Raw genomic sequence first — 25,016 nt, 5'->3', positions numbered from 1 at the left:
GTTCTGCCGTCTAGAGGGCCGCGCTCAGTTCCTTGATCTGCTTGTTGAGGATGGGATCGTTGTCCGAGTAGTCCACCGGGCAGTCGATCAGGTTCACGCCGGGAGTGTCCAGGCACCCGCGCAGCACCTTCGGCAAGGAGGCGGCCGAGTCGATCCGGAAGCCCTTGGCGCCGTAGCTCTCGGCGTACTTCACGAAGTCGGGGTTGTCGTAGGTGAGGCCCCAGTCCTTGAAGCCCATGTTCGCCTGCTTCCAGCGTATCATGCCGTAGGAGTTGTCGTTCAGGATCAGCACGGTGATGTTCAGCTTCAGCCGGACGGCCGTTTCCATCTCCTGGCTGTTCATCATGAAGCCGCCGTCGCCGCAGATCGCCATGACCTTGCGGTCGGGGTAGACCATGGCGCTGGCCATCGCCGACGGCAGACCGGCGCCCATGGTGGCGAGCGCGTTGTCCAGCAGGACGGTGTTCGGCTTGCGGGCCGGGTAGTTGCGGGCGAACCAGATCTTGTAGACGCCGTTGTCGAGACAGATGATCCCGTCGTCCGGCATCGCTTCGCGGATCTGCTTGACCAGGTACTGGGGATAGATCGGGAAGCGCGTGTCGCCGTCGTACTTGGCGGTGTGCTCCACCTCGGCCGCGCGGGCCTTGTGCATGGCCGAGAAGTCCCAGCTGGACTGGGGAAGGATGTCTTCCTTGATCTGCCAGATGGCGTTGCCGATGTCGCCGATCACCTCGTACTGCGGGAAGTAGACCGGATCGACCTCCGCCGAACGGAAGTTGATGTGGATCACCTCGGTGCCGCCGCGCTGCATGAAGAACGGCGGCTTCTCGATCACGTCGTGCCCGATATTGACGATCAGGTCGGCGGCCTCGATGGCGCGATGCACGAAGTCGCCCGCCGAGAGCGCGGCGCAGCCCATGAACTTGGGGTTCATCTCGTCGACGACGCCCTTGCCCAGCTGCGTCGAGACGAAGGGGATGCCCGTCTTCTCGATGAACTGGGTGAGCATGCGGCTGGTCATGGTGCGGTTGGCGCCGGCGCCGATCACCAGGATGGGGCTCTTCGCCTGCTCGATTCGCTTGGTGGCCGCGCGGATCGACTTTTCGTCCGCGACCGGGCGGCGCGCGTTGCTCTTGGACAGGGGGGTCGAGTCGGTCTGCTCGTCGGCCACGTCCTCTGGGAACTCGATGTGGACGGCGCCCGGCTTCTCCTCTTCGGCGAGGCGGAAAGCCTCGCGCACGCGGCTCGGGATGTTGTCGGCCGACGCAAGCTGGTGCGTGTACTTGGTGATCGGCTTCATCATGTCGACCACGTCGAGGATCTGGAACCGACCCTGCTTGGACTTCTTGATCGGCTTCTGGCCGGTCAGCATCATCATCGGCATGCCGCCGAGCGTGGCGTAGGCCGCCGCGGTGACGAAGTTGGTGGCGCCGGGGCCGAGGGTGGCGACACAGACGCCGGTCCGGCCGGTGTGGCGGCCGAAGGTGGCCGCCATGAAGCCCGCGCCCTGCTCGTGGCGCGTCAGGATCAGCTTGATCTTCTTGGAGCGGGAGAGGCTGTCGAGGAAGTCCAGGTTCTCTTCGCCCGGAACGCCGAAGACATACTCGACGCCCTCTTCCTCAAGGCATTGCACGAACAGATCGGAAGCCTTGGTCATCGTATTCCCCCATCCCAGCCAGCTTTGAGTTGTCGCAAATTCCTACGACTTGTGAAGCCTGAAAGAGGCGCCGGCTCACGTGCGTCCGTGATTGCCGCTAGCCCGTACGAAATTCGCGGCTAAGGTTCCGCGGGAAGTGCGGGCAGGGCGATCCGGCCCAGCCGAATGGGGGAACTACATGGCAGTCAGCGACCACGTCGATCTTGCGACCTTCATCGAAGGCGTGAAGCGCCGCAATCCGGGGCAACCCGAGTTCGTGCAAGCGGTTCAGGAAGTCGCCGAGGACATCTTCGACTTCATCCAGGACAAGGAACAGTATCACAAGGCGCAGATCCTGCGGCGCATCGCCGAGCCGGACCGCGTGATCTCGTTCCGCGTCTGCTGGGAAGACGACAACGGCAACATCCGCGTCCAGCGCGCCTGGCGCGTGCAGAACAACAACGCGATCGGCCCCTACAAGGGCGGGATCCGGTTCCACCCCTCGGTGACCGAGGGCACGCTGAAGTTCCTGGCCTTCGAGCAGACGTTCAAGAACGCCCTGACGGGGCTCCCGATGGGCGGCGGCAAGGGTGGGTCGAACTTCAACCCGAAGGGCAAGTCCGACAACGAGGTCATGCGCTTCTGCCAGAGCCTGATGATCGAGCTCTACCGCCACGTCGGCGCCGACGTCGACGTTCCCGCCGGCGACATCGGCGTGGGCGCGCGCGAGATCGGCTACATGTTCGGCCAGTACAAGCGCATCACGAACCACTTCACCGGCGTCCTCACCGGCAAGGGCCTGGAGTACGGCGGCTCGCTGATCCGCACCGAGGCCACCGGCTATGGCGCGACCTACTTCCTGCAGAACATGCTGAAGACGCAGGGCAAGGACATCGCGGGCCACTCGGTCGTGATCTCTGGGTCTGGCAACGTGGCCACCCACGCCGCGGAGAAGTGCACTATGCTCGGCGGCAAGGTGCTGACGCTCTCGGATTCGGAGGGCTTCATCTACGACCCGGACGGCATGACCCAGGAGAAGATCGACTGGGTGAAGGACCTGAAGACCCGGCGGCGCGGCCGCATCAGCGAGTACGCCAAGGCGTTCAAGGGCGCCGAGTTCCACGCCGGCAAGACTCCCTGGGGCGTCAAGTGCGACCTGGCGCTGCCGTGCGCCACCCAGAACGAGCTCAAGGGCGCCGACGCCGAGGTCCTGCTCAAGAACGGCTGCATCGCGGTGTCGGAAGGCGCGAACATGCCCACCGACCTGGACGGCGTGCACAAGTTCAAGGCGGCCGGGATCCTGTTCGCGCCGGGCAAGGCGGCCAACGCCGGCGGCGTGGCGGTCTCGGGCCTGGAGATGAGCCAGAACTCGGCCCGCATCTCGTGGAAGGAAGAGGAGCTCCAGCGCCTCCTGGTGGACATCATGTCCGGCATCCACGAACGCTGCGTCGAGTACGGCGGCCGGCCGGGCTCGAAGGTCGTCGACTACGTGAAGGGCGCCAACATCGCCGGCTTCAAGAAGGTCGCCGACGCCATGCTGGCCTACGGCGTGGTGTAGGTCGGCTCGACCATCGCCGAACCAAGCGCGCCGCCTCGGGACACCGAGGCGGCGCTTTTCTTGTGCGGAGGTCGCCGGACGCGGGTCAGGCGCCCGGCCGGCGCGACATCATCTGCGTCCACCGCAGGGTGTTCAGCGGCGGGTGGCCGGGCTTGGGCGTGGCCTCGCCCGGCTGGTGGAACGCGTGGCAGGTCGTGCAGTCGGCGTCGTCCGCCGCCGCGATCTTGCTCGTGGGCTGGCCGTGGCAGGTGGAGCACTTCGCCAGGTCCGGCACCAGGACGTCCGAGGCGCGGTCGGACGTCTGGGCCTTGTGGCAGTCGGCGCATTTGAATGCACCGGCCTTGCCCGTCTTGCCGAGCGCCCCGTGCTCGGCGATCGAGTGGTCGAAGGCGCCGCGCGGCATGTAGCGCTGGGTGAGCTTCACCGGCGCCATCTTCACGACGTCGCCTTCCCAGTTGATGGAATGGCAGTCGTAGCACGTGCCGCCGGGCGAGAAGGTCGCGCGGTAGGCGCTGGCGCCCGAGGCTGCGAACATCGTGGGGCGGATCGTGCCGGGCCGCTCGCGGCCGGCGCCGCCGGGCGCGGCGAGCGTGCGGCCGGCGAGGGTGTCCACCACCTTCTGCAGCTCGCCGTGCGGCAGCAGCTTCAGCGAGCCGTCGGCGTTCCGCGCATACGCCAGGCTGTGGCACGTGCCGCAGTCCTTCTCCATCTCGATGGGGCGGAAACCGACGCCCTTGGCCTCGTGGCAGGAGCCGCAGTCGAGCGGACTCCCGTAGCCGGCCGCCTTGCCCAGTTCGATGGCCTGGCGGGCGACGCCGCCGCGCGGATCCATGTGCATCCGGTGCGGGAAGGTGAGGCCGTTGCGCTCTTGCGGTCCGGACGTCAGCGCCACCCGCTGGAACTGCGGCTTCGGGCCGGCCGCCGTCATGATCAGCGGCTTGAAGGCCGGGTGGCGGTTCCAGTCCGGCGTGTCGACGAGTTCGGTGTCCGACAGCCGCATCTTGAGGCGCGCGTGGCAGCTCTGGCAGTCGTTGACGACCACCAGCGTCGGCTTGTCGGTGAGCGGCGCCGCGGCGTCGACCGGCTTGGCCGTGGGCTTCGTGTGCTCGATGTGGCAGCTGGCGCACCGGTCCGTCGGATGGCCCACGGCGCGCTGGATGACCGTGCTGATCTTGGCGCCGATGCCGTCGGGCAACGGCGTGCCCTTCGAGAGACGCTCGCGGGGCGCGTGGTCCACCACCAGCAGCGGCTGGAAGGGACTTCCGGCCTCCTTGGCGCGCGCCAGGGCCTTCGGTCCGGACTCGCCTGCCTGGTGGCATGACAGGCAGGCGTCGTCACGCACCGCCACGAAGGCGTTGGCGTGGCACGACTTGCAGTCGCTCTCGAGGAATGCGTGCGCCGTCGAGAGGGGCCCGCTCGACCACTGCTCGTCAGGGTGAATGAGCTTGTTCTCGTTGAACCAGAGCACCGCCAGTAGCGGGACCAGCAGGCAGACGAGGAAGATGCCCGACCCGAACGCCCAGGCCATGTTCCGCCGGCCGAACACCCGCGACTGCAGCGAGAACACCGACGGCGTGAGGTGGCGCTCGTCCGCCTCGCGCGTGACCGTGATGACGACGCCTTCGCCCTCGCCGGGCTCGAAGGCGAGGGTGTAGCTCGCGATGCGCACGACGGGGCGGCTGGCGGCGCTGAGGTCGGCGCGCGGCACGGCCTTGCCGTTCACTTCCACGGTCAGGCCGGTGGCGGCCTCGATGCTCACGCGGCCGGGCCCGGTGAACCTCAGGCGGGCGTGGATCGGGTCGACGCTGAGGTCCGCCAGGACGATGTCGTTGTCGGCCCCGCGGCCGATCGAGGCCTGAGGGCCTTCGACGCGGCGCTCGCGGACGATCGGGTCGCCGCCGCCGGCGCGCTCGGTGATGAGCTTGAGCTGGAAGTCCTGCGCCACCGGATCACCAGTACGTGAAGACGGACACGATGTGCGCCGTCAGCGCCGCCAGCAAGGCGAAGGTTGCGGGTATGTGCACGAAGAGCCAGCCCTCGAGTACGGCGGTGATCTGCATCTGGCGTCGCGCCAGCGCCAGGGTCTCGGCCTTCTGCTGCATGACCTGCTCGATCTTGGTCAGGGCCTCGGCCTGCTTGGCGCTGGTGGGAGAGGGAAGGTTGCGCAGGCGCGCCAGGGCCCTGCGGTTCGCGCAGTCGTCGTAGCTGCCGGTCAGTCGCTTCCAGAATCCGCCGCCCAGGTCCGTGTCCTCGATCGACAGGCGCACGACGGCCGCGCCGTCCCGGTCGAGCGGCTGCGCCAGCTCGTGCAGCTGCCGGTCCTGGCTCTCGATCATGTCCAGCATCTGCCGCCGCGTGGTCTCGCCGCGATTGCCGTGCAGGCGCTCGGGAAGGGTGGCGTAGGCCCAGATCCCGACCGCCCCGGAGGCGATCACCAGCATCATCAGGGCGTACGCCAGGGTGTGGATGTTCCAGCCGAACTGGAAGCCCGTGTGGAGCGTCGCGATGACGATCAGGGAGAGGCCAAGGTAGACGTGCGCCGACACCCAGGCCTTGAGCGAATAGTGTCCGGCCGTGATCACCCGCTTGCGCACGCCCAGGCACGCCAGCCAGACGATGAGGCCCGCGCCCATCGTGCCCAGAAGATAGCCCAGCCAGCTGCCCCCGCTGGGCGGCTCGTGCAGCCGGATCGCGGTCAGCCAGTAGACCCCGATGACCACGACGCACAGCCCTGTGGCGACCTGCGCCCACAGGAACCCCTTGTGGCGGAGGAACCCTTCGTGGGTCCTCTGCCTGACGCGTTCTGTATGCCCCCCGGCCTGCGTCACGACGTCTACCCGGCCTTCTCTATGCGGGCCACGGAGAGGAAGGCGTCGGGCGTCACCCGGATCGCCGCCCCCGTTGGACAGGCTCTCACGCAGGCCGGGCCCCCCGCCTTGCCCGAGCACATATCGCACTTGATCGCCAGTTTCGGACTCTCGCCGCCTTCGGCCTTGGCGGCCTTCTTGCGCCATTCATAGGGCGGCTGGCCGGGGCCGGGGCCCTTGCCGAACAGCATCCACTCCCAGAGCGGCGGCTTCTTCGGCGGCGGCTTGTCCATCTGGATCACGCCGTAGGGACATGCGCGCTGGCAGTTGCCGCAGCCGATGCAGGTCTCGTTGATGAACACCTCGCCGTCGGGACCCCGGCGGATCGCATTGGGCGGGCAGTCGCTCATGCAGTGCGGGTGCTCGCAGTGGCGGCACGAGGTCGGCACGTGGATGTTGGCGAAGGTGGTGCCCGCCTCGCGGTTCAGGCGCGAGAGCCCGTCGTGGCTGTCGGCGCAGGCCTTTTCGCAGTTGTCGCAGCCGACGCAGAGGCTCTCGTCGATGAGGAGCACGTCCGTGGCCTCGCCGATGCCCTGCTTGATCAGGAAGTTGGCGACCGAGGAGTACATGTCGACGGCGCCGCCGAACTCCTCCTTCTGGCTCTCGATGAACTCGTTGATCTCGCGCCGCGCCCGCATCTCGTCCGTCATGCGCTTGGCGAGCTCGGGCTTGCGGGCCAGCAGCGCACGGAAGGGCTCCGCCGGCAGCTTGACGACGGTGGAGCGGATGGCGGCCTTCACCGTGGCGACGCGGGGGCTGCGCTCGATCATCGCCATCTCGCCGGAGTACGAGCCGGCGGGGACGTAGGACATGAACACGGGCTTCCCGCCCAGGTTCTTCTCCACGATCATGGAGCCCGAGCGGATGATGTAGAGGTCGTCCGAGATGTCCCCCTCGTTGATGATCGCCTCGCCGGGCTTCACCTCGAACACCTCGGCGCCTGCGAGCACCTCGGCGATGTCGGCCGGGGTCAGGCCGGACTTGAAGATCTGCAGCACCTGGCGCTCGGTGGTGATGCGCTGCACCGTCTCGCGAGCCTGCGGCACCTGGCTCATCAGCTTCAGGGCGGCCATGCGGGGGATTTCGACGCAGATCGTCGGCTCGGCGGCGCGGATCGTGGCGCCGCGCTTGCGGCCCGAGATCAGGCCGACCTCGCCGAAGATGGAGCTCTCGCCGATCGGCACGGTGATGTTCGGGTTGGAGGGGTCGACCTCCACCTTCACGGAGCCCTCGGCGATGCCGAACAGGGAGGATCCCGGCTCGTTGCGGACGAAGATGGGCTCTCCGGCCTTGTAGGCGCGGACCTGGGAGTCCAGGAGGAATTCCCGCATCTGCAGGGGCGAGAGGCCGTTCAGGATCTCGACCCGGCTGCGCAGGAACTCGAGCCACTCCGAGACGCTGCGGCGCCCGGGGAGCCCCTTGAGCTTCTCCTGCAGCAGCGGCTCGTCGGCGGGTTCCAGGGTGGTGTTGCCGCTGATGAACTCGACGACGTCGTAGCCCTGGTTCATGCAGTGCTTGATCAGCGGGTAGCCCGCGAGCGCGCCGATCACGTAGATGCCCGGCTTGCTGGTGCTCTCGAACGTGGGCGTCAGCGTCGGGAAGGCGCTGCGGTCGGGGCTGGCGAACTGCACGCCGGCTGCTTCCACGAAGGCCCGGGGCGGCGCAGCGCCCATGCGCGCGATGATGCGGTCGCACTTGTAGCGGGTCTGGCCCTGCGGGGTGTCCACCGTCAGCCAGCCCGGCTCCACCAGGGCGGCCTGGGTCTCGGTCATGACGGTGATGCGCCCGGCGTCGCGGGCGGCGAGCAGCGCGTCCACGTTCGGCTTCTTCGCCGTCGGGAAGTCGGCGCCGCGGTTCAGCAGCGTCAGGGTGTTGTTCTGCCCGGCGTCGGCGATGAGGCCGAGCGCGTTCTCGATGCCGGCGTCGCCGCCGCCCACGACGGTGATGTGCTCGTCGGTGTACTCGCCGGGATCGTCGAGGCTGTACTGCACGTGCGGCAGGTTGCCGCCCTCGCAGCGCATCAGGTTCGGGTTGCCCTGGGTGCCCACGGCGAGAATCACGTTCTCGGCCTGGATGGCGCCGCCGGCCTTCAACTCGATCGTGAAGGCGCCCTTGTCGCCGCTGATCGCCTTCACCTCGGCGTTGAACTTCACGTTCACGCCGGCGGCTTTGACGTCGTTGTTCCACTGGTCGAGGATCTTCTCGCGCTTGCCCGCGTCGAACTCGCATTCCGCGCGCAGCACCAGCACGGACGGCGTCGCCATCACGTGCTTGCCCTTCTGGTAGCGGTAGATCGTGTCGGAGAGGTGGTCGGTCTTTTCGAGCAGGATGTGGCTGATGCCCTTCTTGGCCGCGCGCGCGGCCGCGCTCATCCCGGCCGGACCGGATCCGATGATCGCGATCTTATAGACTTCCGACATACCCGAACGCCCCCAGCACCGACGGCCCCCGCCGCACCGACTACGCCTTCACGGCTCTCCCCGGCACTGTAACATTTCCCAACTTAGCTGAACGCGCTACCACGCGCCGCATGTCGAGGGGAGCATAAAGTCCATGTCGGCGGAAGTCGGTCAGTTCGCGCTGATTCTGGCGCTCCTGCTGGCGCTCGTCCAGTCACTCGCGCCGCTCGTCGGCGCGTGGCGGGGCGATCGGGTGCTGATGGCGCTCGGCCGGCAGGCCGCCCTGCTGCAGGTCGGCTTCGTGACGCTGGCCTTCGGCTGCCTCGCGTACGCCTTCATGACCTGCGATTTCTCGGTGACCCTGGTCGCCAACCACGCCAACACCGCGCAGCCGGCCGCCTACCGGTTCGCCGCGACCTGGGGCAGCCACGAAGGCTCGATGCTGCTCTGGGTGCTGATTCTCGCGCTCTACGGCGCCGGAGTGGCGTTCTTCGGCGGCACGCTGCGCGAGACGCTGCAGGCCCGGGTGATCGGCGTCCAGGGGCTGATCGCCGTCTGCTTCCTGGGATTCCTGGTCTTCACGTCCAACCCCTTCCTGCGGCTGGATCCCGCGCCCATCGAAGGGCGTGAGCTCAATCCGCTGCTCCAGGACCCTGGGCTGGTGATGCACCCCCCGCTGCTTTACCTGGGCTACGTGGGCTTCTCGATCGCGTTCTGCTTCGCGGTCGCGGCCCTCATGGAGGGCCGGGTCGATGCGGCCTGGGCGCGATGGGTGCGGCCGTGGGTCCTGGCCGCCTGGGTTCCGCTGACCCTGGGAATCACCCTGGGCAGCGCCTGGGCCTACTACGAGCTCGGCTGGGGCGGCTGGTGGTTCTGGGATCCCGTCGAGAACGCCTCGCTGATGCCCTGGCTGCTGGGCACGGCGCTCCTGCACTCGGCGCTCGTGCTGGAGCGGCGCGGCGCGCTGGTGAGCTGGACGATCCTGCTCGCGATCCTGACCTTCTCGCTCAGCCTCGTGGGCACGTTCCTGGTCCGCTCCGGCATCCTCACCAGCGTCCACGCCTTCGCCGTCGACCCGGAACGCGGGGTCTACATCCTGGGCATCATCATCCTGACGACGGGCCTGGCGCTCGGGCTCTACGGCTGGCGGGCCTCGGCCCTGCGGCCCGGGGCGGTGTTCACCCCGATATCCCGCGAGGGCGGGATCATCCTGAACAACCTGTTCCTCAGCGTGCTCTGCGCCGTCGTGTTCTGGGGCACCTTCCAGCCGGTCTTCATCGAGCTGGCCAACGGCGACAAGATCTCGGTCGGCCCGCCGTACTACACGCTCAACTTCATGCCGTTCGCCGCGGCGCTCATGCTGCTCGTGGTGGCGGGGCCGATGCTGAACTGGAAGCGCGACGAGGCGAAGCGCGTCTTCCAGAGGCTGCGCATCCCTGCCGCGCTGGCCGCGCTGGTGCTGGCGGCCGCCGCCGTCACGGGCGGCGTGAAGGGCCTGGTGACCGCGGGCGGCCTGGCGCTGGCGACCTGGCTTCTGGCGGGCTCGATCGCGATCCTGGCCCGGCGCTGGTGGGCGGGGCGCGCCTATCTGGCCCGGTCGATCCTCACGACGCCCAGGGCGATCGTCGGGCTGACGCTCGCCCATGCCGGCCTTGGCCTGCTGACGCTCGGCATCACCGGCGTGACCGCCTGGGAGACGGACAAGGTCCTCAACATGCAGCCCGGCCAGACCGTCGCCTTCGCCGGCCGCGAGCTCACCCTCACGACGGTGGAGACCACCCGGGGCCCCAACTGGGAGGCCCGGACCGCCCGATTCGCCGTGAAGGGTCCGGGACCCGACTTCCAGTTCCGCAGCGAGCGGCGCTTCTTCCCGTCGGCCCAGTCGCAGACCACCGAGGCGGGCATCCGCGTGGGACTGAGCGGCAACCTCTATGTCTCGGTCGGCGAAGAGTCGGCGCAGGGGATCGTCGTGCGCCTGTGGCATCACCCGCTCATCATCTGGGTCTGGATCGGCGGCGTCGTGATGGCGCTGGGAGGCGCGGTCTCGCTCAGCGACCGGCGTCTGCGGATCGGATCCACCGCCAAGGCCGCCCCCACGCGGCCGCAACCCTACGCCGCGCCCGCCGAATGAAGCGTCTCCTGTTCCTGGCTCCGGCCGTGGCGTTCGTCGCGGTCCTGGTGGTGTTTTTCGCAGGCCTCGGGCGCGACCCCAGCCGGCTTCCGACGGTCTATCAGGACAAGCCCCTGCCGGCGTTCACCGCGCCGCCGCTAAGGCCGGGCGACGTGGGGCTGTCGGCCGCCGACCTGCAGACCGGCGGGCCGGTGCTGCTGAACGTCTTCGCCTCCTGGTGCGGGCCTTGCCGAGTCGAGCATCCGGTGTTCATGCGGCTTCGGGCCCAGGGCGTGATCATCCACGGGCTGAACTGGAAGGACCAGCCGGGGCAGGGGCTGCGCTGGCTGGCGGAAAACGGAGACCCTTACGTCCGTGTCGGCGATGATCCCACCGGCCGCATCGGCATCGAGCTCGGGGTGGCCGGAGTGCCGGAGACCTTCGTCATCGATAAGCAGGGCCGCGTGCGCTATCGGCACGTGGGCGCCGTGACGCCCGAGGTCTGGAGCGGGAAGATCGAGCCCCTGATGGCCAAGCTGAGGAGCGAATCGTGAGGCGCATGGCCGTCGCCGCCCTGGCCCTGGCCCTGATGGCCGGGCCGGCCGCGGCCGTGAACCCGGACGAGCAGCTCGCCGACCCGGCGCTGGAGGCCCGCGCGCACAAGCTCAGCAAGGAGCTGCGCTGCGTGGTCTGCCAGAACCAGTCGATCGACGACTCCGATGCGGCGCTCGCCCGCGACCTGCGGATCATCCTGCGCGAACGGATCGCCGCGGGCGCGTCCGACGAGGAGGCCGTGGATTTCCTGGTTCAGCGCTACGGCAGCTTCGTCCAGCTCAAGCCGCCCCTGCGGGCCGACACCCTCGCGTTGTGGTTCGGGCCGCTGGGCGTCCTGCTCCTGGGCGGGCTCGGCGCCTACGCCTATATGCGCAGCCGTGCGCCGCAGAAGGTGGGCGCGCTCACCGCCGAGGACGAGGCCGAGGCCGCGCGACTGCTCAATTCCGACAAGGCGGGCTGAATGCTCTGGATGATCCTGACGCTGATGACGGTGCTTGCGGCGGTGGGCCTCGCCGTGCCGCTCGTGCGCCGCCGCGACGCCCAGCGCGCGCAGCGCGCCGACGCCGTGACGGTCCTCAAGGACCAGCTCGGCGAGATCGAGGCGCAGGCCGCCGCGGGCGTCATCGCCGAGCCCGAGGCCGAGGCGCTCAAGAGCGACCTGAAGCGCCGCGTGCTGGCCGAAGGGCGTCGCCCGGACGCGCCGGCCCGGCCGTTCGCCGAACGCACCCTGCTGATCGTGGCGCTGGGCGTGGTCGCCATCGTCACGCTCGCGGGCACCGGGCTCTACCTGAACATCGGGCGTCCCGACGTCCCGGCGAAGCCCGCGCTGCCGAAGGCCGCCGCATCCGCCGGCGATCTGCCCGGAGACCACCCGCAGGGCGACGTGGGCGCCATGATCGCCATGCTGGAGCAGCAGATGGCCCAGCGGCCCGACAACGCCGAGGGCTGGCGCATGCTGGGCTGGTCCTACCTGCAGACGGGCCGCAACGCCGAGGCGGCCACGGCCTACGGCCGCGCGGTGGCGCTCGACCCCGACAACGCGGAGTACCTGTCGGCGCAGGGCGAGGCCACGGTGCTCAGCCAGGATGGGCAGGTGGGGCCCGCCGCGCAGGCGCTCTTCCGCCGCGCTGTGGCGGCCGACCCGGGCGATCCCCGGGCCCGCTACTACCTGGCGGTCGCGAAGGACCAGTCGGGCGATCGCGACGGGGCCATGAACGACTGGATCGCGCTCATCCGCTCCGCGCCGCCTGAGGCGCCGTGGGCCATGGAGGTCCGCGCCTTCGTCGAGAAGGTGGCCGCCGAGCGCAAGATCGACCTCACCGGGCGGCTCCCGCCGGCGCCGATGGCCCAGGGCCAGGCGATGCCGCCCGGCGTCGGCGCCGCGCCGCGGGGGCCAACGGCCGAGCAGATGGCGGCGGCCCAGGACATGAGCGAGGGCGACCGCCAGCAGATGATCCAGGGGATGGTCGGCGGGCTTGCCGAGCGGCTCAAGCAGAACCCCCGCGACCGGGCCGGATGGGAGCGGTTGATGCGGGCGCGGATGGTCCTGGGGCAAAGGGATGAAGCGGCCCAGGCCTACCGCGACGCCACGCGAGCCTTCGCCGGCGCGCCCGCCGAGCAGAAGGCGCTCCGCGACGCGGCGGCCCAGCTCGGCGTGCCGGGCGCCTGACGCCATGGGCGGGGCCATCACCTCCGCCGGCGCCGGCGCGGCCGCCCAGATGATCCTGGAGCTGCTGCCGGAGCCCGTCATCCTCGTGCGCGGCCGGGACGGCGAGGCGCCCGAGATCGCCTACGGGAATCAGGCGGCGCGGGAGGTGTTCCGGGTGGAGCTCGCCGGCGCGCCCCTCGGGGTGGCCCTTCGCCGCCCGGAGGTGCTGGAAGCGATCGAGGAGGCGCTGTCCACCTCGACGGGCGTGGAGGTCGCCTTCGAGACCATCGGCGTGCAGCCGCGCTACTGGCGCGCCTTCGCGCGGCCGCTCGAGCCGGTCGACGGGCAGCGTCAGCTGGTGGTGGTCCTGCGCGACGAGACGGATGCGCGGCGGACCGAGCGCATGCGCGCCGACTTCCTCGCCAACGCCAGCCACGAGCTGCGTACGCCGCTGGCGTCGCTGGCGGGGTTCGTCGAGACCCTGCGCACCCACGCGAAGGACGACGCCCAGGCGCGCGAGAAGTTCCTGGGCATCATGGCGCAGCAGGCCACGCGGATGGCCCGCCTCGTGGACGACCTGCTCTCGCTCAGCCGCATCGAGCTCAACGAACACATCGCGCCGTCCGGCAAGGTCGACCTCGCCCGCACGGTGCAGGACGTGGCCGATGCGATCCGGCCCCTCACCGAGGAGCGCAAGGTCTCGATCGCCACCCGCGCCGGTCCTGGCGTGGGCTCGGTGACGGGGGACCGCGATCAGCTGGTGCAGGTCATCCAGAACCTCGTCGACAACGCGGTGAAGTACACGCCGCCTGGGGGGCGCGTTGAGGTGGCGCTGGAGGCCGCGTCGTCGCTCGAGGCCGCGCGGGCGCCCAGCCGCCAGGGCGTCGGGCTGTCGCTGCTGTCGCCGGACGCCGCCGACGGCCAGGGCTACGTGGTGCTGCGGGTGATCGACCAGGGCCCCGGCATCGCCCGCCAGCATCTGCCGAGGCTGTCGGAACGCTTCTATCGTGTCGAGGGACAGAAGAGCGGTGGGACGGGCCTGGGCCTGGCCATCGTGAAGCACGTGGTGAACCGTCACCGGGGCGGCCTGATGGTGGAGAGCGCGGAAGGCGAGGGGGCCACCTTCAGCGTCTACCTGCCGCTGGCGGCGGCGGGGTAGGGCGACGCTGTCGCAAAAGTGTCGTCGGACCGCAGTACTTTGCCCGCGGACCGAGAGAGGGCTTCGTGACTCGTTCGTATCAGGCGGAACTGCGCCAGCTCGTGGCCGAGGTCATCCGCATGGGCGGGCTTGCCGAAGCCCAGGTGGTCGACGCCGTGGACGCCGTGGTCCGGCGCGACGTCCCGCTGGCGCAGGCCCTCATCGTCCGCGACCTGCGGCTGGATACGCTGCAGAGCGAGGTCGAACGCCGGGCCCTAGACCTCATCCGCCGTCACCGCCCGGGCGACGCCGACCTGCGTCGGGCGATCTCGACGCTCAAGCTGGCGATGAACCTCGAGCGTTGCGGCGACCTGGCGCGCAACATCGCCAAGCGCAGCCTCGTCCTCTCGGCCGGCGAGCCTGTCCTGCCCCTCACGGGCGCCATCGAGCGGATGGGACGTCTGGTGGCCGCGCGCCTGCGCGAGGTGCTCGACGCCTACGCCGCCGGAGACGTGGAGCCGGCGCTGGATGTCTGGCGACGGGACGGCGAGGTGGACGAGCACTACGAGAGCCTGTTCCGCGAACTCCTCGCGATGATGCAGAACCACTCCAACTCGGTGGCGGCGGGCGCGCACCTGCTGTTCGTGGCCAAGAACCTCGAACGCATCGGCGACCACGCCACCAACATCGCCGAGATCCTGCACTTCCAGATGACGGGCGAGGAACTGGTGGGCGAGCGCCCCAAGGTGAGCTTGCCCGAGCTCGGAACGGAGGGCGGCGCGTGACGACGCCCTACCTGCTGGTGGTGGAGGACGAGGACGCCCTCGCCACCCTGCTCGACTACAACCTCGTCAAGGAGGGCTTCCGGGTCGAACGCGCCGCCGATGGCGAGGAAGCTCTGCTGCGGGTCGCCGAGGAGCCGCCGGATCTGGTGGTCCTGGACTGGATGCTGCCCAAGGTGTCCGGCGTGGAGGTCTGCCGACAGCTCCGGGCCGGCGTGGAGACCCGCCGCACGCCCGTGCTCATGCTGACCGCCCGGGGCGAGGAGGCCGACAAGGTGCGCGGCCTCGACACCGGCGCCGACGACTACGTGGTGAAGCCGTTCGCCATGAGTGAACTGGTGGCCCGCATCCGGGCGCTCCTGCGCCGCACGCGTCCTGAACTGCTCGAGGAGCGCCTCGAGTACGCGGACCTCGTGCTGGACCGGGCCCGGCACCGGGTCACCCGAAGCGGACGCGACATCCATCTCGGCCCGACCGAGTACAGGCTGCTGGACTTCTTCATGCAGCGGCCCGGCCGCGTCTTCTCGCGGGAGCGGCTGCTCGACGCCGTCTGGGGCGCGAACACCTACGTCGAGGTCCGCACGGTCGACGTCCACGTGGGCCGGCTCCGCAAGGCGCTTCGCCAGAACGGGGAGCCCGATCTCATCCGCACGGTGAGGTCCGCCGGCTACGCGCTAGACGCGGACGGCTGAGCCGTCACCGCACCGTCATCGACTCGCCGGAGCCTCGGAAGCGGCTGGCCGTTGGGGGCTCGAAGCAACATGGACCACGACCCTGCCGTCCGCTGCCGGACGGCGTTCATTTCGGACACCCACCTGGGCACGCGCGGCTGTCAGGCCGAGCTCCTGCTCGAGTTCATCCGGGAGTTGGAGTGCGAGACGCTCTACCTCGTCGGCGACATCGTCGACGGCTGGAAGATGAAGTCGGGCTGGTACTGGCCGCAGGCGCACAACGACGTCGTCCAGAAGATCCTGCGGCTGGCGCGCAAGGGCGTGAACGTTGTCTACATCCCCGGCAACCACGACGACCGCGTGCGGGACTTCTGCGGCGTCCACTTCGGCGGCGTGGTCGTGGCCCGCGACGCCATCCATGAGGCCGCCGACGGGCGGCGCTACCTCGTCACCCACGGCGACGAGTTCGACGGCGTGGTGCAGAACGCCCGCTGGCTCGCGTTCCTGGGCGACTGGAGCTACCGCCTGCTGCTGGCGATCAACACCCACTTCAACCGCGTCCGCCGGCTCCTGGGCCTCAACTACTGGAGCCTCTCGGCCTTCCTGAAGCACAAGGTGAAGGACGCGGTGGCGTTCATCGACCGCTTCGAGGCCGCCATGGCCGACGAGGCCCGCCGCCGCGGCGTCCAGGGCGTCATCTGCGGCCACATCCACAAGGCCGAGATCCGGGACATGGACGGGGTGGTCTATCTGAACGACGGCGACTGGGTCGAAAGCTGCACCGCGCTCGTCGAGGATTTCGACGGCCGCTTCCGCATCGTGAACTGGCTTGCCGCCCGCAAGACGCTCGGTTCGCGCGCGGCGCTCGCGCTCGCCGCCTGAGGCGCAGAAAAAGACGGCCGCGACCGAGGGGGAGGTCGCGGCCGTTGCGGCTTGGGGGCGCCGCTTGGAGAGATCTGCGAGGTAACGTCAGCAGACTAGCCGCCGGGCGTGTCGGCGCCGTGACGGATAGAAGACGCCTTCTCGGCGCCGCCGCGGGTTGGCGGTCAGTCGCCGCCGACGACGCCGTGGTCCCACATGTGGTCGGCGGCCGAGCCCAGCATCTGCAGGAACATGCGGTCGCCGCGCTCGGTCTGGGTGACGATCATGGCCGCGAAGAAGGCCGTCCCGAACAGGAGGTAGGCGCCGCGGGCATAGTGACGCCGCAGGTCGTCCATCCCGTAGCCCTGCACGCCGAGGCCCGTGAGGGTGTCGAGGTAGAGCTGCAGGAACTCGTCCTCGTGCGCGCGGCGGACGTCGCGAGGCAGGGCGCCTGCCAGGAAGTAGGCCAGGTCGGTGGGGCCAGACCCGTACGCGTACGATTGCCAGTCGAGCACCGTGACCGGGTAGCCGCCCGCCGCGGTGGCGAACATCATGTTGTCGGGCCGGAAGTCGTTGTGGGTCAGGCAGCGGGGTCCGTCGTGCGACGCGCCGAGGCTGCCGAAGCGGGGCGCGAGCCACTCGCCGGCCTCGATCCACTCAGGGGCCAGGTGCGGGCCGTAGCGCCCCTTGAAGGCCTCCCACAGCATCTTCACCGCGTCGGGGTTGGCCGCGCTGGCCGGCGCCGCGCGCGAGCCCGACACGAAGGGCATGTCGTCGAGGGCGTCGTCGCCCCAGTGGGATGCGTGCAGCTTGGCGGCCTCGATGGTGACCAGGCGCGCCTGCTCCAGGCTCACGCCCTGCAACTGGTCGCCCTGCTCGGCGGGCGCCAGATCCTCCATCATCAGCACGAACTCGCTGGTCGCCTCGTCGACATCGGTGAACCAGCACCTGGGCGTGTGGATCAGGGCCGTGGGCGCCAGGCGCTGGTAAAAGCGGACCTCGCGCACATAGTTGCCGAGCGCGATGCCGGTGTTGCGGCTCTCGTCGCCGGCCGCGGGGAACTTCCCCACCAGCGAGGCCGGGGCGCTCTCGCCGCCGCGTTCGTACTCGAGCTTGAAGCGCACGCTGTCGCCGATCTGGCCGGTGCCCACGCCCTTGGCCGTGAAGCTGCGGACGACCGCGTCGACGCCGGCGGACTGCAGCACGGCCGTCAGCCAGGCCGCGTCGATCGCCTCGGGCCGGCGGATGTCGGGTCGGGCGAGGACGGTCACAGCTGGTGCACGTAGACTTCGTTGAGCGCGATCCTGTCGCCGTCGAGGATCACCAGGTCGAACCCCCGCATCCGTCCGCCGCCTTCGATGTCGCAGTACCAGCGGCCGCAGAATCCGCCGGGGATCGGCCAGGTTTCGTCGGGCGTGTAGGTCATCTTCGGCGTCGCGCCGAACAGGCCGGTCAGATACTGGCGCAGCGCGGCGGCGCCGGTGAGGCCGGCGGCCGTCTGCGGGTCCTTGTAGACGCAGTCCTCGGCGTAGAAGGCGCACAGGCGATCCACGTCCTTGTCGCTCCACGCCTTCAGCCAGTCGGCGTTGTAGGCGGCGATGTCGAGGCTCATGCGGGCTCTCCCATGACGCGGTCCCAGGCTTCCTGCGTGAAGGCTTCCGCCGGCAGCGCCTCCGGCCCCGCCATGACGGCGAAGCCCTGGACCTTGAAGCTGGGGTCGGCGGCCGACTTGGCGAAGACGCGTGCGCGGCGGGCGCGGGCGGCCTCGTCGAACTCCATGTCGAGCGCCGCCTGCATCCGGGCCGCGAATCGGAGGCGCCGCATGCGCTCGGCGCGCTCTTCAGCGTACGGGGCGAACGACAGCTCCGCCCAGTCCTCGGTTTCCTTCAGCAGTTCGCTGACGATCCGCACGTCCCGGTAGGTGATCGACAGGCCCAGTCCCAGGATGGGGTCGTTCCATCCCGCGGCGTCGCCCACCAGGACGACGCCCGGCGCGAACGGCTCGTCGGTCCAGGAGTCGTTGTTGAAGTAGCTGAAGAGCGGGCCCGCCGGCTCGCCCGAGACCAGGTGGCGGTTCTGCGGGCTGCAGCTCATGGCGAAGGCGTCCAGGAAGCGCCGTGCGCCGTCCGGGCCCTTGAACCGCTGGGCCTGGTCGAGCGCGTAGCCGCCGTAGATCCGCACCTTGCCGCCGCCCTGCGGGAAGGCGAGGAAGGCGAAGTCGCCCTCGGTGCCGATCGCCTGCATGTCGGCGGGCCATTCGTCCGCGCCGTCGATCAGGAGGCCCCCGAACCAGTGGTGGGGCTTGTCCTGGTGCAGGGTGATGCCGGCCGCCTCGCGGACCTGCGACGTGCGGCCGTCGGCGCCCACCAGCAGGCGCGCGGTGGCGATGAAGGTCTCGCCGTCGACCTCGTACACGACCCTGGGCGTGGGGCCGCCCTGGAGCTCGGTCACGCGGGCCTGCCGCAGCGTGACGGCGCCGGCGGCGGACGCGGCGTCGAACAGCGTCTGGCAGTGGTGCGGATGGCCGAGGCAGAGCGGTCCGGGCACATCGGGCCGGAAGATGCCCAGCGGCAGCGTCCGGGCCTCGGCCGCCGCGGGGTCCAGGGTCTCGTCGTAGGTGACGTGGCGGTGCAGGTGATGGCCGCCGGCTTCGATCAGCAGGTCGTAGAGGCCGACGCGCTTCACCTCGTCGACGCCCCAGGGCGCGATCCACTCGCCGCGCACCCGGTCCTCATAGGCCGCCGACTGCTCCAGGAGGAGGACGGACGCCCCGGCGCGCGCCATGACGGTCGCCAGAGCTGATCCGCCGATCCCGCCGCCCACGATGATCAGGTCATACGCCGACACGTCCGTACTCCGCTTGTGCTTCGCCCGACTCTATTGATCCGCCTTACCCGGGGGCCGGCAAGCGCAGCGTGCGGCCGCTGAATCTGCGGATAAGTCCAAGCCTCGGGAAAGACGGCCGTTTGGCGAACGCTCCTCCGGCGCTCCACAGGTCCTCCACCCGCGGCGCCGCCGTCGCTCCACAGCCCCGCGCCGTGCGGCGGTTGCGCCCTGGGCGGGCCTCTGAGACGCTCCACTTGCCGAGAGGGACTGCGGCGCGGCGGACCGGGCGACCGGAACGCGGAGCGGGCAGGAGGCTCTCCAGGGCAGGCGGTGCGACACGGGGGCGACCCCAGGTGGCGCCGGCGGTTCCGGAGGTGGCACGGAGGGTGCGGTCGACGCCGAGCTGGGTTCGCCCAGCGAAGTCGAGACGGCCATCCACCTCGAAGGCTCAGATCCCCCAACGGATCTGGAAGAGAGGGCGGGGTTCCGGGCGACCGGGGCGCCGCCCTCTTCGTATGGACCCTGCGGCCCTGCCGCCCGTCAGCACCCGCTCGAGGGCCATGGCCGAAGGTTCGGGGACGGGGGCGCCTCGCGGCCGCCCCCCTCTTCGCGTCAGCCCATCTCGAGCTTCAGCTTCAGCGCCTGCGCGAGCGTCTGGGCCCGGCGCGTCGTCTGCTCGCCGAGCAGCATGTCTTCCCAGCCCGCCAGCACGTTCAACGCCAGGCGATCGCCGCGGATCGTCACGCCCGACTTCTCGAGCAGGCGCGGGTTGTGGCCCGAGAGGTCGCAGCCCAGCCGTATCGCGGAGCCGAGCGCCCGCGCTCGTTGCCGGCGCTCGGCGCTGAGCACGCGCGCCACCGTCGGGTGGGGCGGCTGCGCGGCCGAGTGGCGCGAGAAGGCGACGGCGGCCAGGAAGACGCGCTCGGGATGCCGCATGCCGGCCAGAGGCGCGCGCAGCACCTGGTCGAACGCCAGATCCGCCCGGTGGTCGGGATGTAGCCGCGCGCCGAGGTCGGCCAGGCGGCAGGCGGCGGCGACGAGGACCCGGTCGCGATCCCCGAAGAGCGGCGGAAGGCTCTCGAAGAGAGGCCCGACCCAGGCTTCCAGCGCGTGTCCCAGCACCGGCGAGATTCCGCGCTGCGCCGTCAGCGCCTCGCAGCCCTCGATGAGGGGATCGAGGCGGCGGACCTCGGGGGGCATGGCCTCGAGAAGCATGCCTTCCCGCACCCCGTAGGCGCTCACTACCACCTTTTCCACGCCCAGCCGCTCGAGGACGCGCTCGAGCACCAGCGCGGCGTACGGCAGCGTATCGAAGCGCTTCTTCGAAAGGCCATCGATGCCTTCGAGCGACGAGCGGGACTGCCGCTGGACGAACCGGGCCAGATCCAGCGCATCGCTGCGGCCGATCTCGTACTGATGCGCCACGTGCAGGGGATAGTCCGCCAGTTGCATGTGCAGCAGCGCGAGGTTGCGCCAGGCGCCCCCAACGGCATGGAACGCCGGGCTCGCGAAGCGCCGGGCCAGGGGCGCGAGATGGTCGTCGACGATGCGGCGCGTGCGCTCGATGTTGAGGCTCTTGGGAGCGCCCAGGGAGAAGGGACCCAGGGGCAGCGTGACGCCCTCCGGATTCGCCACGCCCCCGAGCCGGACCAGCTCGAGGCTGGATCCGCCCAGGTCGCCGACCACGCCGTCCGCCTCGGGCTGGCCGCACAGCACGCCCAGGGCGGCGTAGCGGGCCTCCTCCTCGCCCGAGAGGACGCGGACGTCGAGGCCCGTCTGGTCCAGGACGCGCTTCAGGAACGCGCGCCCGTCCGCCGCCTCGCGCACGGCGGCGGTGGCGACCGCGCTCACCTCCTCGGCGCGCCAGCCTTCGAGCAGGGCGCGGAAGCGTCGCAGGGCGCCCACCGCGGCCTCGACGCCCTCGGCGTTCAGCCGGCCCGTGGCCGGAAGGTCGCGGCCAAGTCCGGCGACCACCTTTTCGTTGTAGATGGTCCAGAGGGCCCGGCCGTCCACCCGGTAGATCACGAGGCGGACGGAGTTGGATCCCACGTCGATGACCGCGGCCTGCCGGCCGTCGGAGCGCGGCGCGCTATCCTCGCGAGGCCACATTTTCGATCGCGCGCGGCATGTCCTTCACTCTCTGCCCACGACCGGAAAGGCTCGGATTGGTCATGAAGTACTCGTGCGCCGAGAAGGCGTTCGGGTGGTCCCAGGCAGGATCACGCCTATAGCCGCCGTCGCCGTCGAGGGTCCAGCTTTGCGCTTCGTCCTTCAGGTTCGCGAGCATGATCTGCTGCAGGACCTGCTGGTGGACGGTGGGGTTCTCGACCGGCGTCATGCACTCGACCCGCCGGTCGAGGTTGCGCGGCATCCAGTCGGCCGAGGAGATGAAGACCCGGGCATGGGGCGAGGGCATCGCGTGGCCGTTGGCGAAGGCCACGATCCGCCCGTGCTCGAGGAACCGCCCGACGATGGACTTGACCCGGATGTTCTCGGAGAGCCCCGGCAGGCCGGGACGCAGGCAGCAGATCCCGCGAATCACGAGGTCGACGGGAACGCCCGCCCGGCTGGCCTCGTAGAGCGCGTCGATCACTTCCGGGTCGACCAGGGAGTTCATCTTGGCCCAGATCCCGGCCGGCCGGCCGGCGCGCGCGTTGACGCTTTCCTCGCCGATGAGCCGCAGCAGATCCCGCTTCATGGTGACCGGCGAGAAGGACAGCCGTTCAAGGCTCACCGGCTGGGCGTAGCCGGTGACGTAGTTGAAGAGCTTCGCCGAGTCCCGGCCGAAGGCGGGATCGGTCGTGAACAGCGACAGGTCCGTATAGATGCGCGCGGTGATCGGATGGTAGTTGCCGGTCCCGAAATGGCAGTAGGTGCGCAGGACGTCGCCCTCGCGCCGGACGACCGTCGAAAGCTTGGCGTGCGTCTTGTACTCGATGAAGCCGAACACGACGTGCACGCCGGCCCGCTCGAGGTCTCGCGCCCACTTCAGGTTCGCCTCCTCGTCGAAGCGCGCCTTGATCTCGACGACGGCGGTGACGTTCTTGCCGTTCTCGGCGGCCTCGATCAGCGCCGCGACGATGGGGCTGTCCTGGCTGGTGCGGTAGAGCGTCTGCTTGATCGCCAGCACGTTCGGATCGCGCGCCGCCTGGCGCAGGAACTGGACCACCACGTCGAAGCTCTCGAACGGGTGGTGGACCAGGATGTCCTTCTCGCGGATCGCGGCGAAGCAGTCCCCGCCGTGGTCGCGGATGCGTTCCGGGAACCGCGGCTCGAAGGGCTTGAACTTCAGGTCGGGGCGGTCGGCCGGGATGATCTGGGTGAGCTCGTCCAGTCCCAGCAGGCCGTCGAAGACGATGACGTCCTCGGGCTCCACGCGCAGGCTCTGCAGGATGAAGCTGCGCAGCTCCTCCGGCATGTCGTCCTCGATCTCGATGCGAACGACGGAGCCCAGGCGCCGCTGCTTCAGGCGCGCCTCGAACTCGCGCACCAGATCCTCGGCCTCTTCCTCCATCTCCACGTCGGAATCGCGGATCAGCCGGAACACGCCCTGTTCCTCGATCTCACAGCCGGGGAACAGGTGGTCGAGGAAAAGGGTGACCATGCTCTCCAGCGAGATCACCCGTCGTTCGGCCTTGCGCCGCGTGCTCTGGCGGCCGGGGGCGATGTCCCAGAAACGCGCCACCTGGGCCGGCAGCGGCGCCAGCGCATAGAGTTGCCGACCGTCGGCGGTCCGGCGGATCTTCAGCACCAGCGAGAACGCCAGGTTCGGGATGAACGGGAACGGATGCGCCGGATCGATGGCCAGCGGGGTCAGCACCGGAAACAGGTCGTTCAGGAACCGTTCCTCGAGACCCGCGCGCTCGGCGTCGGTGACCTCGGCGGCGGAAACGTATCGCAGACCCTCGGTGGACAGCTCGGCGCAAAGCTCGCGCCAGCGGGTCTGCTGGTCGGCCATCAGCTCGGCGGCGGCCGCGTTCACCCTGACCAGCTGCTCGGCCGCGGTCAGGCCGTCCTGGCTCACGACGCGTATGCCCTCGCGGACCTGCGCCTTCAGACCCGCGACCCGCACCATGTAGAATTCGTCGAGGTTGTTGGCGCTGATGGCCAGGAACCGCAGGCGTTCGAGCAGCGGATGCCGCGGGTTCATGCTCTCGGCCAGGACCCGGCGATTGAAGGCCAGCCACGAGAGCTCGCGGTTGAAGAAGCGCAACGGCGAGCCGGACAGGTCCTCCATCGCGAGCGCACCGGCGTCAGCCGGCGCGGGCGTGTTGGCGCTGATCGGAACGGCGTCGTTGGGCATGCAGACTCTCGGGCGGCGTCAGACGCTCTCTAAACGTGGTCTCGAAAGGTTAAGGTCCTCATGATCGTTCGGGGCCGACCAGTAGGGCTTCAGCTTCCGATACGCCTTGAACGTCGCGTTGGCCGCGTCGATGGCGTTATCTTCGCCTCTCGCGATGCGCCCCACCTCAAGCCCGGCCGCGAACGCGAGCTCCCCGCCACGCCGCCCGACAGCCCGCGCGGCCACGGTGCGGGCGACTGCGATGTCGTTCAGCAGTCCCAGCCGGTCCTGCAGGGCCCGCAGCACCGTCATGAAGCGCGCGCGTCGCTTCGGATGCTGCGGGAAGGTCTCGCCGAAGAAAGCGGCGGCATAGCGGAGCTTCTTGGCCTCCTTACGCAGGTCGTGCCGCGCCTCCGGGTCGAGCCGCCGGAAGCCGTGCGAGCGGCGGCGCAGGCGCCGGTCCTGGCGGTCCATGAGGGCGGCCGCCAGCGCGGCGGCCGATCCCTCGCGCAGGCGCCGGGCCCGTTCGTTCGCGAGACCCTGCCACGCGCCGACCTCGATCCACTCGCCGAGCGTCACGAGGAGGCTGCGGAAGCGCTGGGAGCGGACGGCCGCCAAGGCCTTCTCATAGGCTTCGGCCTGGGCGTGACGCAGCGCGCGGAAGAACGCCGCGCGGCCGGCGCTTTCCTCGATCTCGTCGGGCGTCGCCGCGAGCTGCAGGAACACGTCGAGGTCGCGCGCCTCCGAGAGTTCGCCGGCGAGCCACCGCGTCTCGGAGCGCGCCAGGTTGAGCCCGTTCGGGTCGAGCATGTTCCGGAAGACCGAAAGCGCCGCGCGCAGCCGCCGCAGGCCCACCCGCAACTGGTGCAGGACGTCCGGGTTGTGGGCCCGCTGCAGCAGGCGCGCATTGCCCGCGATCTGGACGAGGGCGTCGCGCGCGATCGACTGGAACGCGGCCGCTCCGGTCGTGTCCGGTCCGATGGCCGGGGACTGGGCCTTGAGCGCCGCGACGCCGTCGTGGCCCGCCAGCCGGTAGCCCCGCTCGGCCTTGCTTTCGAACGACAGCGTCAGCGCGGCGCGCTGCTGAAGGTCGCGCGCGAGGTCGAAGAGGTCCTGCTGGCTGCCCGAGATCAGCTCCAGCTCCAGTTCCGCGACCGGCTCGGTCCTCTCGCCGGCCGTGATCACGCCGGTGTCGAAGGTGACCTCGATGTGGATCTCGCCACGCACCCACGCATGCGTGCGCCGCTCGACCTCGACGGTGAAGGCCGGGTTCACGGCGGCGTCGGCCAGCACGTTCGCGGCCGGCGTGCCTGCAAGGGCGGCGAGGTCCAGGTCCGGGCCGGCGACTTCGGTCTCCCACTCGTCGCGCTGGAAAAGGCCGCCGCCGTTCCGGTGCTTGAGCGTCTGGATGTAGGTTTCGTCGCTGCGGCGGACGCGAAGGCTGAAGCCGCCGTCCCGCAGCCTGTGATCGGCGGTGTCGAAATAGACGGCGTGCAGGCGGGCGATGCGAGCCGCCTCGACGGGGAAAAGCGCCTGAAGGGCTTCGACGGCGCCATCGCCCAGCTGAAACTTGAGTTCCAGCTCAGGCGCCGCCGTCCCTGGGCCTGGCGCAAGCATCCGAACGTCCCGAAGCCGTGGCCCCGCCGCCACGGGTCGAACCAGTGGAGGAAAAAGAATCGGTTT

The 25,016-nt window shown here is 69.9% G+C and carries 18 protein-coding genes and 1 pseudogene; 9 read left to right on the top strand and 10 right to left on the bottom strand.

Translation table 11 applies throughout. The features are described from left to right. Positions 1–10: 10 nt before the first annotated feature. On the bottom strand, positions 11–1,657 hold the full coding sequence (locus JNK30_RS20225) for an acetolactate synthase large subunit (RefSeq protein ID WP_293485101.1): 1,647 nt from the start codon (positions 1,655–1,657) through the stop codon (positions 11–13). A gap of 178 nt (positions 1,658–1,835) precedes the next feature. Here JNK30_RS20225 and gdhA point away from each other — a divergent pair, with 178 nt between their 5' ends. Beyond that, positions 1,836–3,194 carry an NADP-specific glutamate dehydrogenase gene (gene gdhA, locus JNK30_RS20220; protein ID WP_293485099.1) on the top strand — a complete coding sequence of 453 codons (1,359 nt, stop codon included), beginning with the start codon at positions 1,836–1,838 and terminating at the stop codon, positions 3,192–3,194. A gap of 85 nt (positions 3,195–3,279) precedes the next feature. Here the strand turns inward: gdhA and JNK30_RS20215 are convergent, their stop codons facing one another. The 3 genes from JNK30_RS20215 to JNK30_RS20205 are packed head-to-tail and all read right to left on the bottom strand — an operon-like array spanning position 3,280 to position 8,481. Further along, positions 3,280–5,139, bottom strand: a complete 1,860-nt coding sequence (locus tag JNK30_RS20215; protein WP_293485097.1) for an FHA domain-containing protein — start codon at positions 5,137–5,139, stop codon at positions 3,280–3,282. Positions 5,140–5,143: 4 nt separating this feature from the next. Then, complete coding sequence (locus JNK30_RS20210; RefSeq protein ID WP_293485095.1) at positions 5,144–6,022, bottom strand: hypothetical protein; 879 nt, start codon at positions 6,020–6,022, stop codon at positions 5,144–5,146. Positions 6,023–6,027: 5 nt separating this feature from the next. After that, entirely contained in the window at positions 6,028–8,481 is a 2,454-nt protein-coding gene (locus JNK30_RS20205; RefSeq protein WP_293485093.1) for an NAD(P)-binding domain-containing protein, read from the bottom strand. A 133-nt stretch (positions 8,482–8,614) separates the two neighbouring features. Here JNK30_RS20205 and JNK30_RS20200 point away from each other — a divergent pair, with 133 nt between their 5' ends. From JNK30_RS20200 to JNK30_RS20165, 8 genes and pseudogenes are all read left to right on the top strand, one after another. Next, entirely contained in the window at positions 8,615–10,591 is a 1,977-nt protein-coding gene (locus tag JNK30_RS20200) for a heme lyase CcmF/NrfE family subunit (RefSeq protein ID WP_293485091.1), read from the top strand. Next, positions 10,588–11,124, top strand: a complete 537-nt coding sequence (locus tag JNK30_RS20195) for a DsbE family thiol:disulfide interchange protein (RefSeq protein WP_293485089.1) — start codon at positions 10,588–10,590, stop codon at positions 11,122–11,124. The genes JNK30_RS20200 and JNK30_RS20195 overlap by 4 nt, the downstream gene beginning before the upstream one ends. Before the next feature lie 5 nt (positions 11,125–11,129). Continuing rightward, the gene (locus JNK30_RS20190; RefSeq protein WP_293485119.1) at positions 11,130–11,585 is read left to right on the top strand and encodes a cytochrome c-type biogenesis protein; all 456 of its coding nucleotides are present in this window, start codon (positions 11,130–11,132) and stop codon (positions 11,583–11,585) included. Further along, positions 11,586–12,794, top strand: a complete 1,209-nt coding sequence (gene ccmI / locus JNK30_RS20185; RefSeq protein ID WP_293485087.1) for a c-type cytochrome biogenesis protein CcmI — start codon at positions 11,586–11,588, stop codon at positions 12,792–12,794. 4 nt (positions 12,795–12,798) lie between these two features. Beyond that, positions 12,799–13,932 carry an ATP-binding protein gene (locus JNK30_RS20180; RefSeq protein WP_293485085.1) on the top strand — a complete coding sequence of 378 codons (1,134 nt, stop codon included), beginning with the start codon at positions 12,799–12,801 and terminating at the stop codon, positions 13,930–13,932. A 65-nt stretch (positions 13,933–13,997) separates the two neighbouring features. Beyond that, on the top strand, positions 13,998–14,696 hold the full coding sequence (gene phoU / locus JNK30_RS20175) for a phosphate signaling complex protein PhoU (protein WP_293485083.1): 699 nt from the start codon (positions 13,998–14,000) through the stop codon (positions 14,694–14,696). Beyond that, positions 14,693–15,385 carry a phosphate regulon transcriptional regulator PhoB gene (gene phoB / locus JNK30_RS20170; protein WP_293485081.1) on the top strand — a complete coding sequence of 231 codons (693 nt, stop codon included), beginning with the start codon at positions 14,693–14,695 and terminating at the stop codon, positions 15,383–15,385. The genes phoU and phoB overlap by 4 nt, the downstream gene beginning before the upstream one ends. Positions 15,386–15,454: 69 nt before the next feature. Next, positions 15,455–16,153 (top strand): annotated as a pseudogene (locus tag JNK30_RS20165) (UDP-2,3-diacylglucosamine diphosphatase); the annotation flags it as partial. Positions 16,154–16,410: 257 nt separating this feature from the next. Here the strand turns inward: JNK30_RS20165 and JNK30_RS20160 are convergent. The 6 genes from JNK30_RS20160 to JNK30_RS20135 form a co-directional block, all read right to left on the bottom strand. Continuing rightward, on the bottom strand, positions 16,411–17,496 hold the full coding sequence (locus tag JNK30_RS20160) for a phosphotransferase (RefSeq protein ID WP_293485079.1): 1,086 nt from the start codon (positions 17,494–17,496) through the stop codon (positions 16,411–16,413). Then, positions 17,493–17,837, bottom strand: a complete 345-nt coding sequence (locus JNK30_RS20155) for a nuclear transport factor 2 family protein (RefSeq protein WP_293485077.1) — start codon at positions 17,835–17,837, stop codon at positions 17,493–17,495. The genes JNK30_RS20160 and JNK30_RS20155 overlap by 4 nt, the downstream gene beginning before the upstream one ends. Next, positions 17,834–19,072: an NAD(P)/FAD-dependent oxidoreductase gene (locus JNK30_RS20150; protein WP_293485075.1), complete on the bottom strand. Its 1,239-nt coding sequence runs from the start codon at positions 19,070–19,072 to the stop codon at positions 17,834–17,836. Before JNK30_RS20150 ends, JNK30_RS20155 begins: the two co-directional genes overlap by 4 nt. A gap of 591 nt (positions 19,073–19,663) precedes the next feature. Further along, complete coding sequence (locus JNK30_RS20145; protein WP_293485073.1) at positions 19,664–21,160, bottom strand: Ppx/GppA phosphatase family protein; 1,497 nt, start codon at positions 21,158–21,160, stop codon at positions 19,664–19,666. After that, complete coding sequence (locus JNK30_RS20140) at positions 21,141–23,354, bottom strand: RNA degradosome polyphosphate kinase (protein ID WP_293485071.1); 2,214 nt, start codon at positions 23,352–23,354, stop codon at positions 21,141–21,143. The genes JNK30_RS20145 and JNK30_RS20140 overlap by 20 nt, the downstream gene beginning before the upstream one ends. 18 nt (positions 23,355–23,372) lie before the next feature. After that, on the bottom strand, positions 23,373–24,950 hold the full coding sequence (locus tag JNK30_RS20135) for a CYTH and CHAD domain-containing protein (protein ID WP_293485069.1): 1,578 nt from the start codon (positions 24,948–24,950) through the stop codon (positions 23,373–23,375). Between the last annotated feature and the right edge of the window lie 66 nt (positions 24,951–25,016).

The organism is Phenylobacterium sp., assembly GCF_016793225.1.
Lineage (GTDB): Bacteria > Pseudomonadota > Alphaproteobacteria > Caulobacterales > Caulobacteraceae > Phenylobacterium.
The sequence above is the reverse complement of the archived record's forward strand: the minus strand, read 5'-3'. Positions and strand labels throughout refer to the sequence as shown.

Coding starts and splice junctions, on each gene's coding strand:
- JNK30_RS20225 (WP_293485101.1), bottom strand. CDS start 1,657: ATGACCAAGGCTTCCGATCTGTTCGTGCAATGCCTTGAGGAAGAGGGC.
- gdhA (WP_293485099.1), top strand. CDS start 1,836: ATGGCAGTCAGCGACCACGTCGATCTTGCGACCTTCATCGAAGGCGTG.
- JNK30_RS20205 (WP_293485093.1), bottom strand. CDS start 8,481: ATGTCGGAAGTCTATAAGATCGCGATCATCGGATCCGGTCCGGCCGGG.
- JNK30_RS20200 (WP_293485091.1), top strand. CDS start 8,615: ATGTCGGCGGAAGTCGGTCAGTTCGCGCTGATTCTGGCGCTCCTGCTG.
- JNK30_RS20195 (WP_293485089.1), top strand. CDS start 10,588: ATGAAGCGTCTCCTGTTCCTGGCTCCGGCCGTGGCGTTCGTCGCGGTC.
- JNK30_RS20190 (WP_293485119.1), top strand. CDS start 11,130: ATGGCCGTCGCCGCCCTGGCCCTGGCCCTGATGGCCGGGCCGGCCGCG.
- ccmI (WP_293485087.1), top strand. CDS start 11,586: ATGCTCTGGATGATCCTGACGCTGATGACGGTGCTTGCGGCGGTGGGC.
- JNK30_RS20180 (WP_293485085.1), top strand. CDS start 12,799: ATGGGCGGGGCCATCACCTCCGCCGGCGCCGGCGCGGCCGCCCAGATG.
- JNK30_RS20155 (WP_293485077.1), bottom strand. CDS start 17,837: ATGAGCCTCGACATCGCCGCCTACAACGCCGACTGGCTGAAGGCGTGG.
- JNK30_RS20145 (WP_293485073.1), bottom strand. CDS start 21,160: ATGTGGCCTCGCGAGGATAGCGCGCCGCGCTCCGACGGCCGGCAGGCC.
- JNK30_RS20140 (WP_293485071.1), bottom strand. CDS start 23,354: ATGCCCAACGACGCCGTTCCGATCAGCGCCAACACGCCCGCGCCGGCT.
- JNK30_RS20135 (WP_293485069.1), bottom strand. CDS start 24,950: ATGCTTGCGCCAGGCCCAGGGACGGCGGCGCCTGAGCTGGAACTCAAG.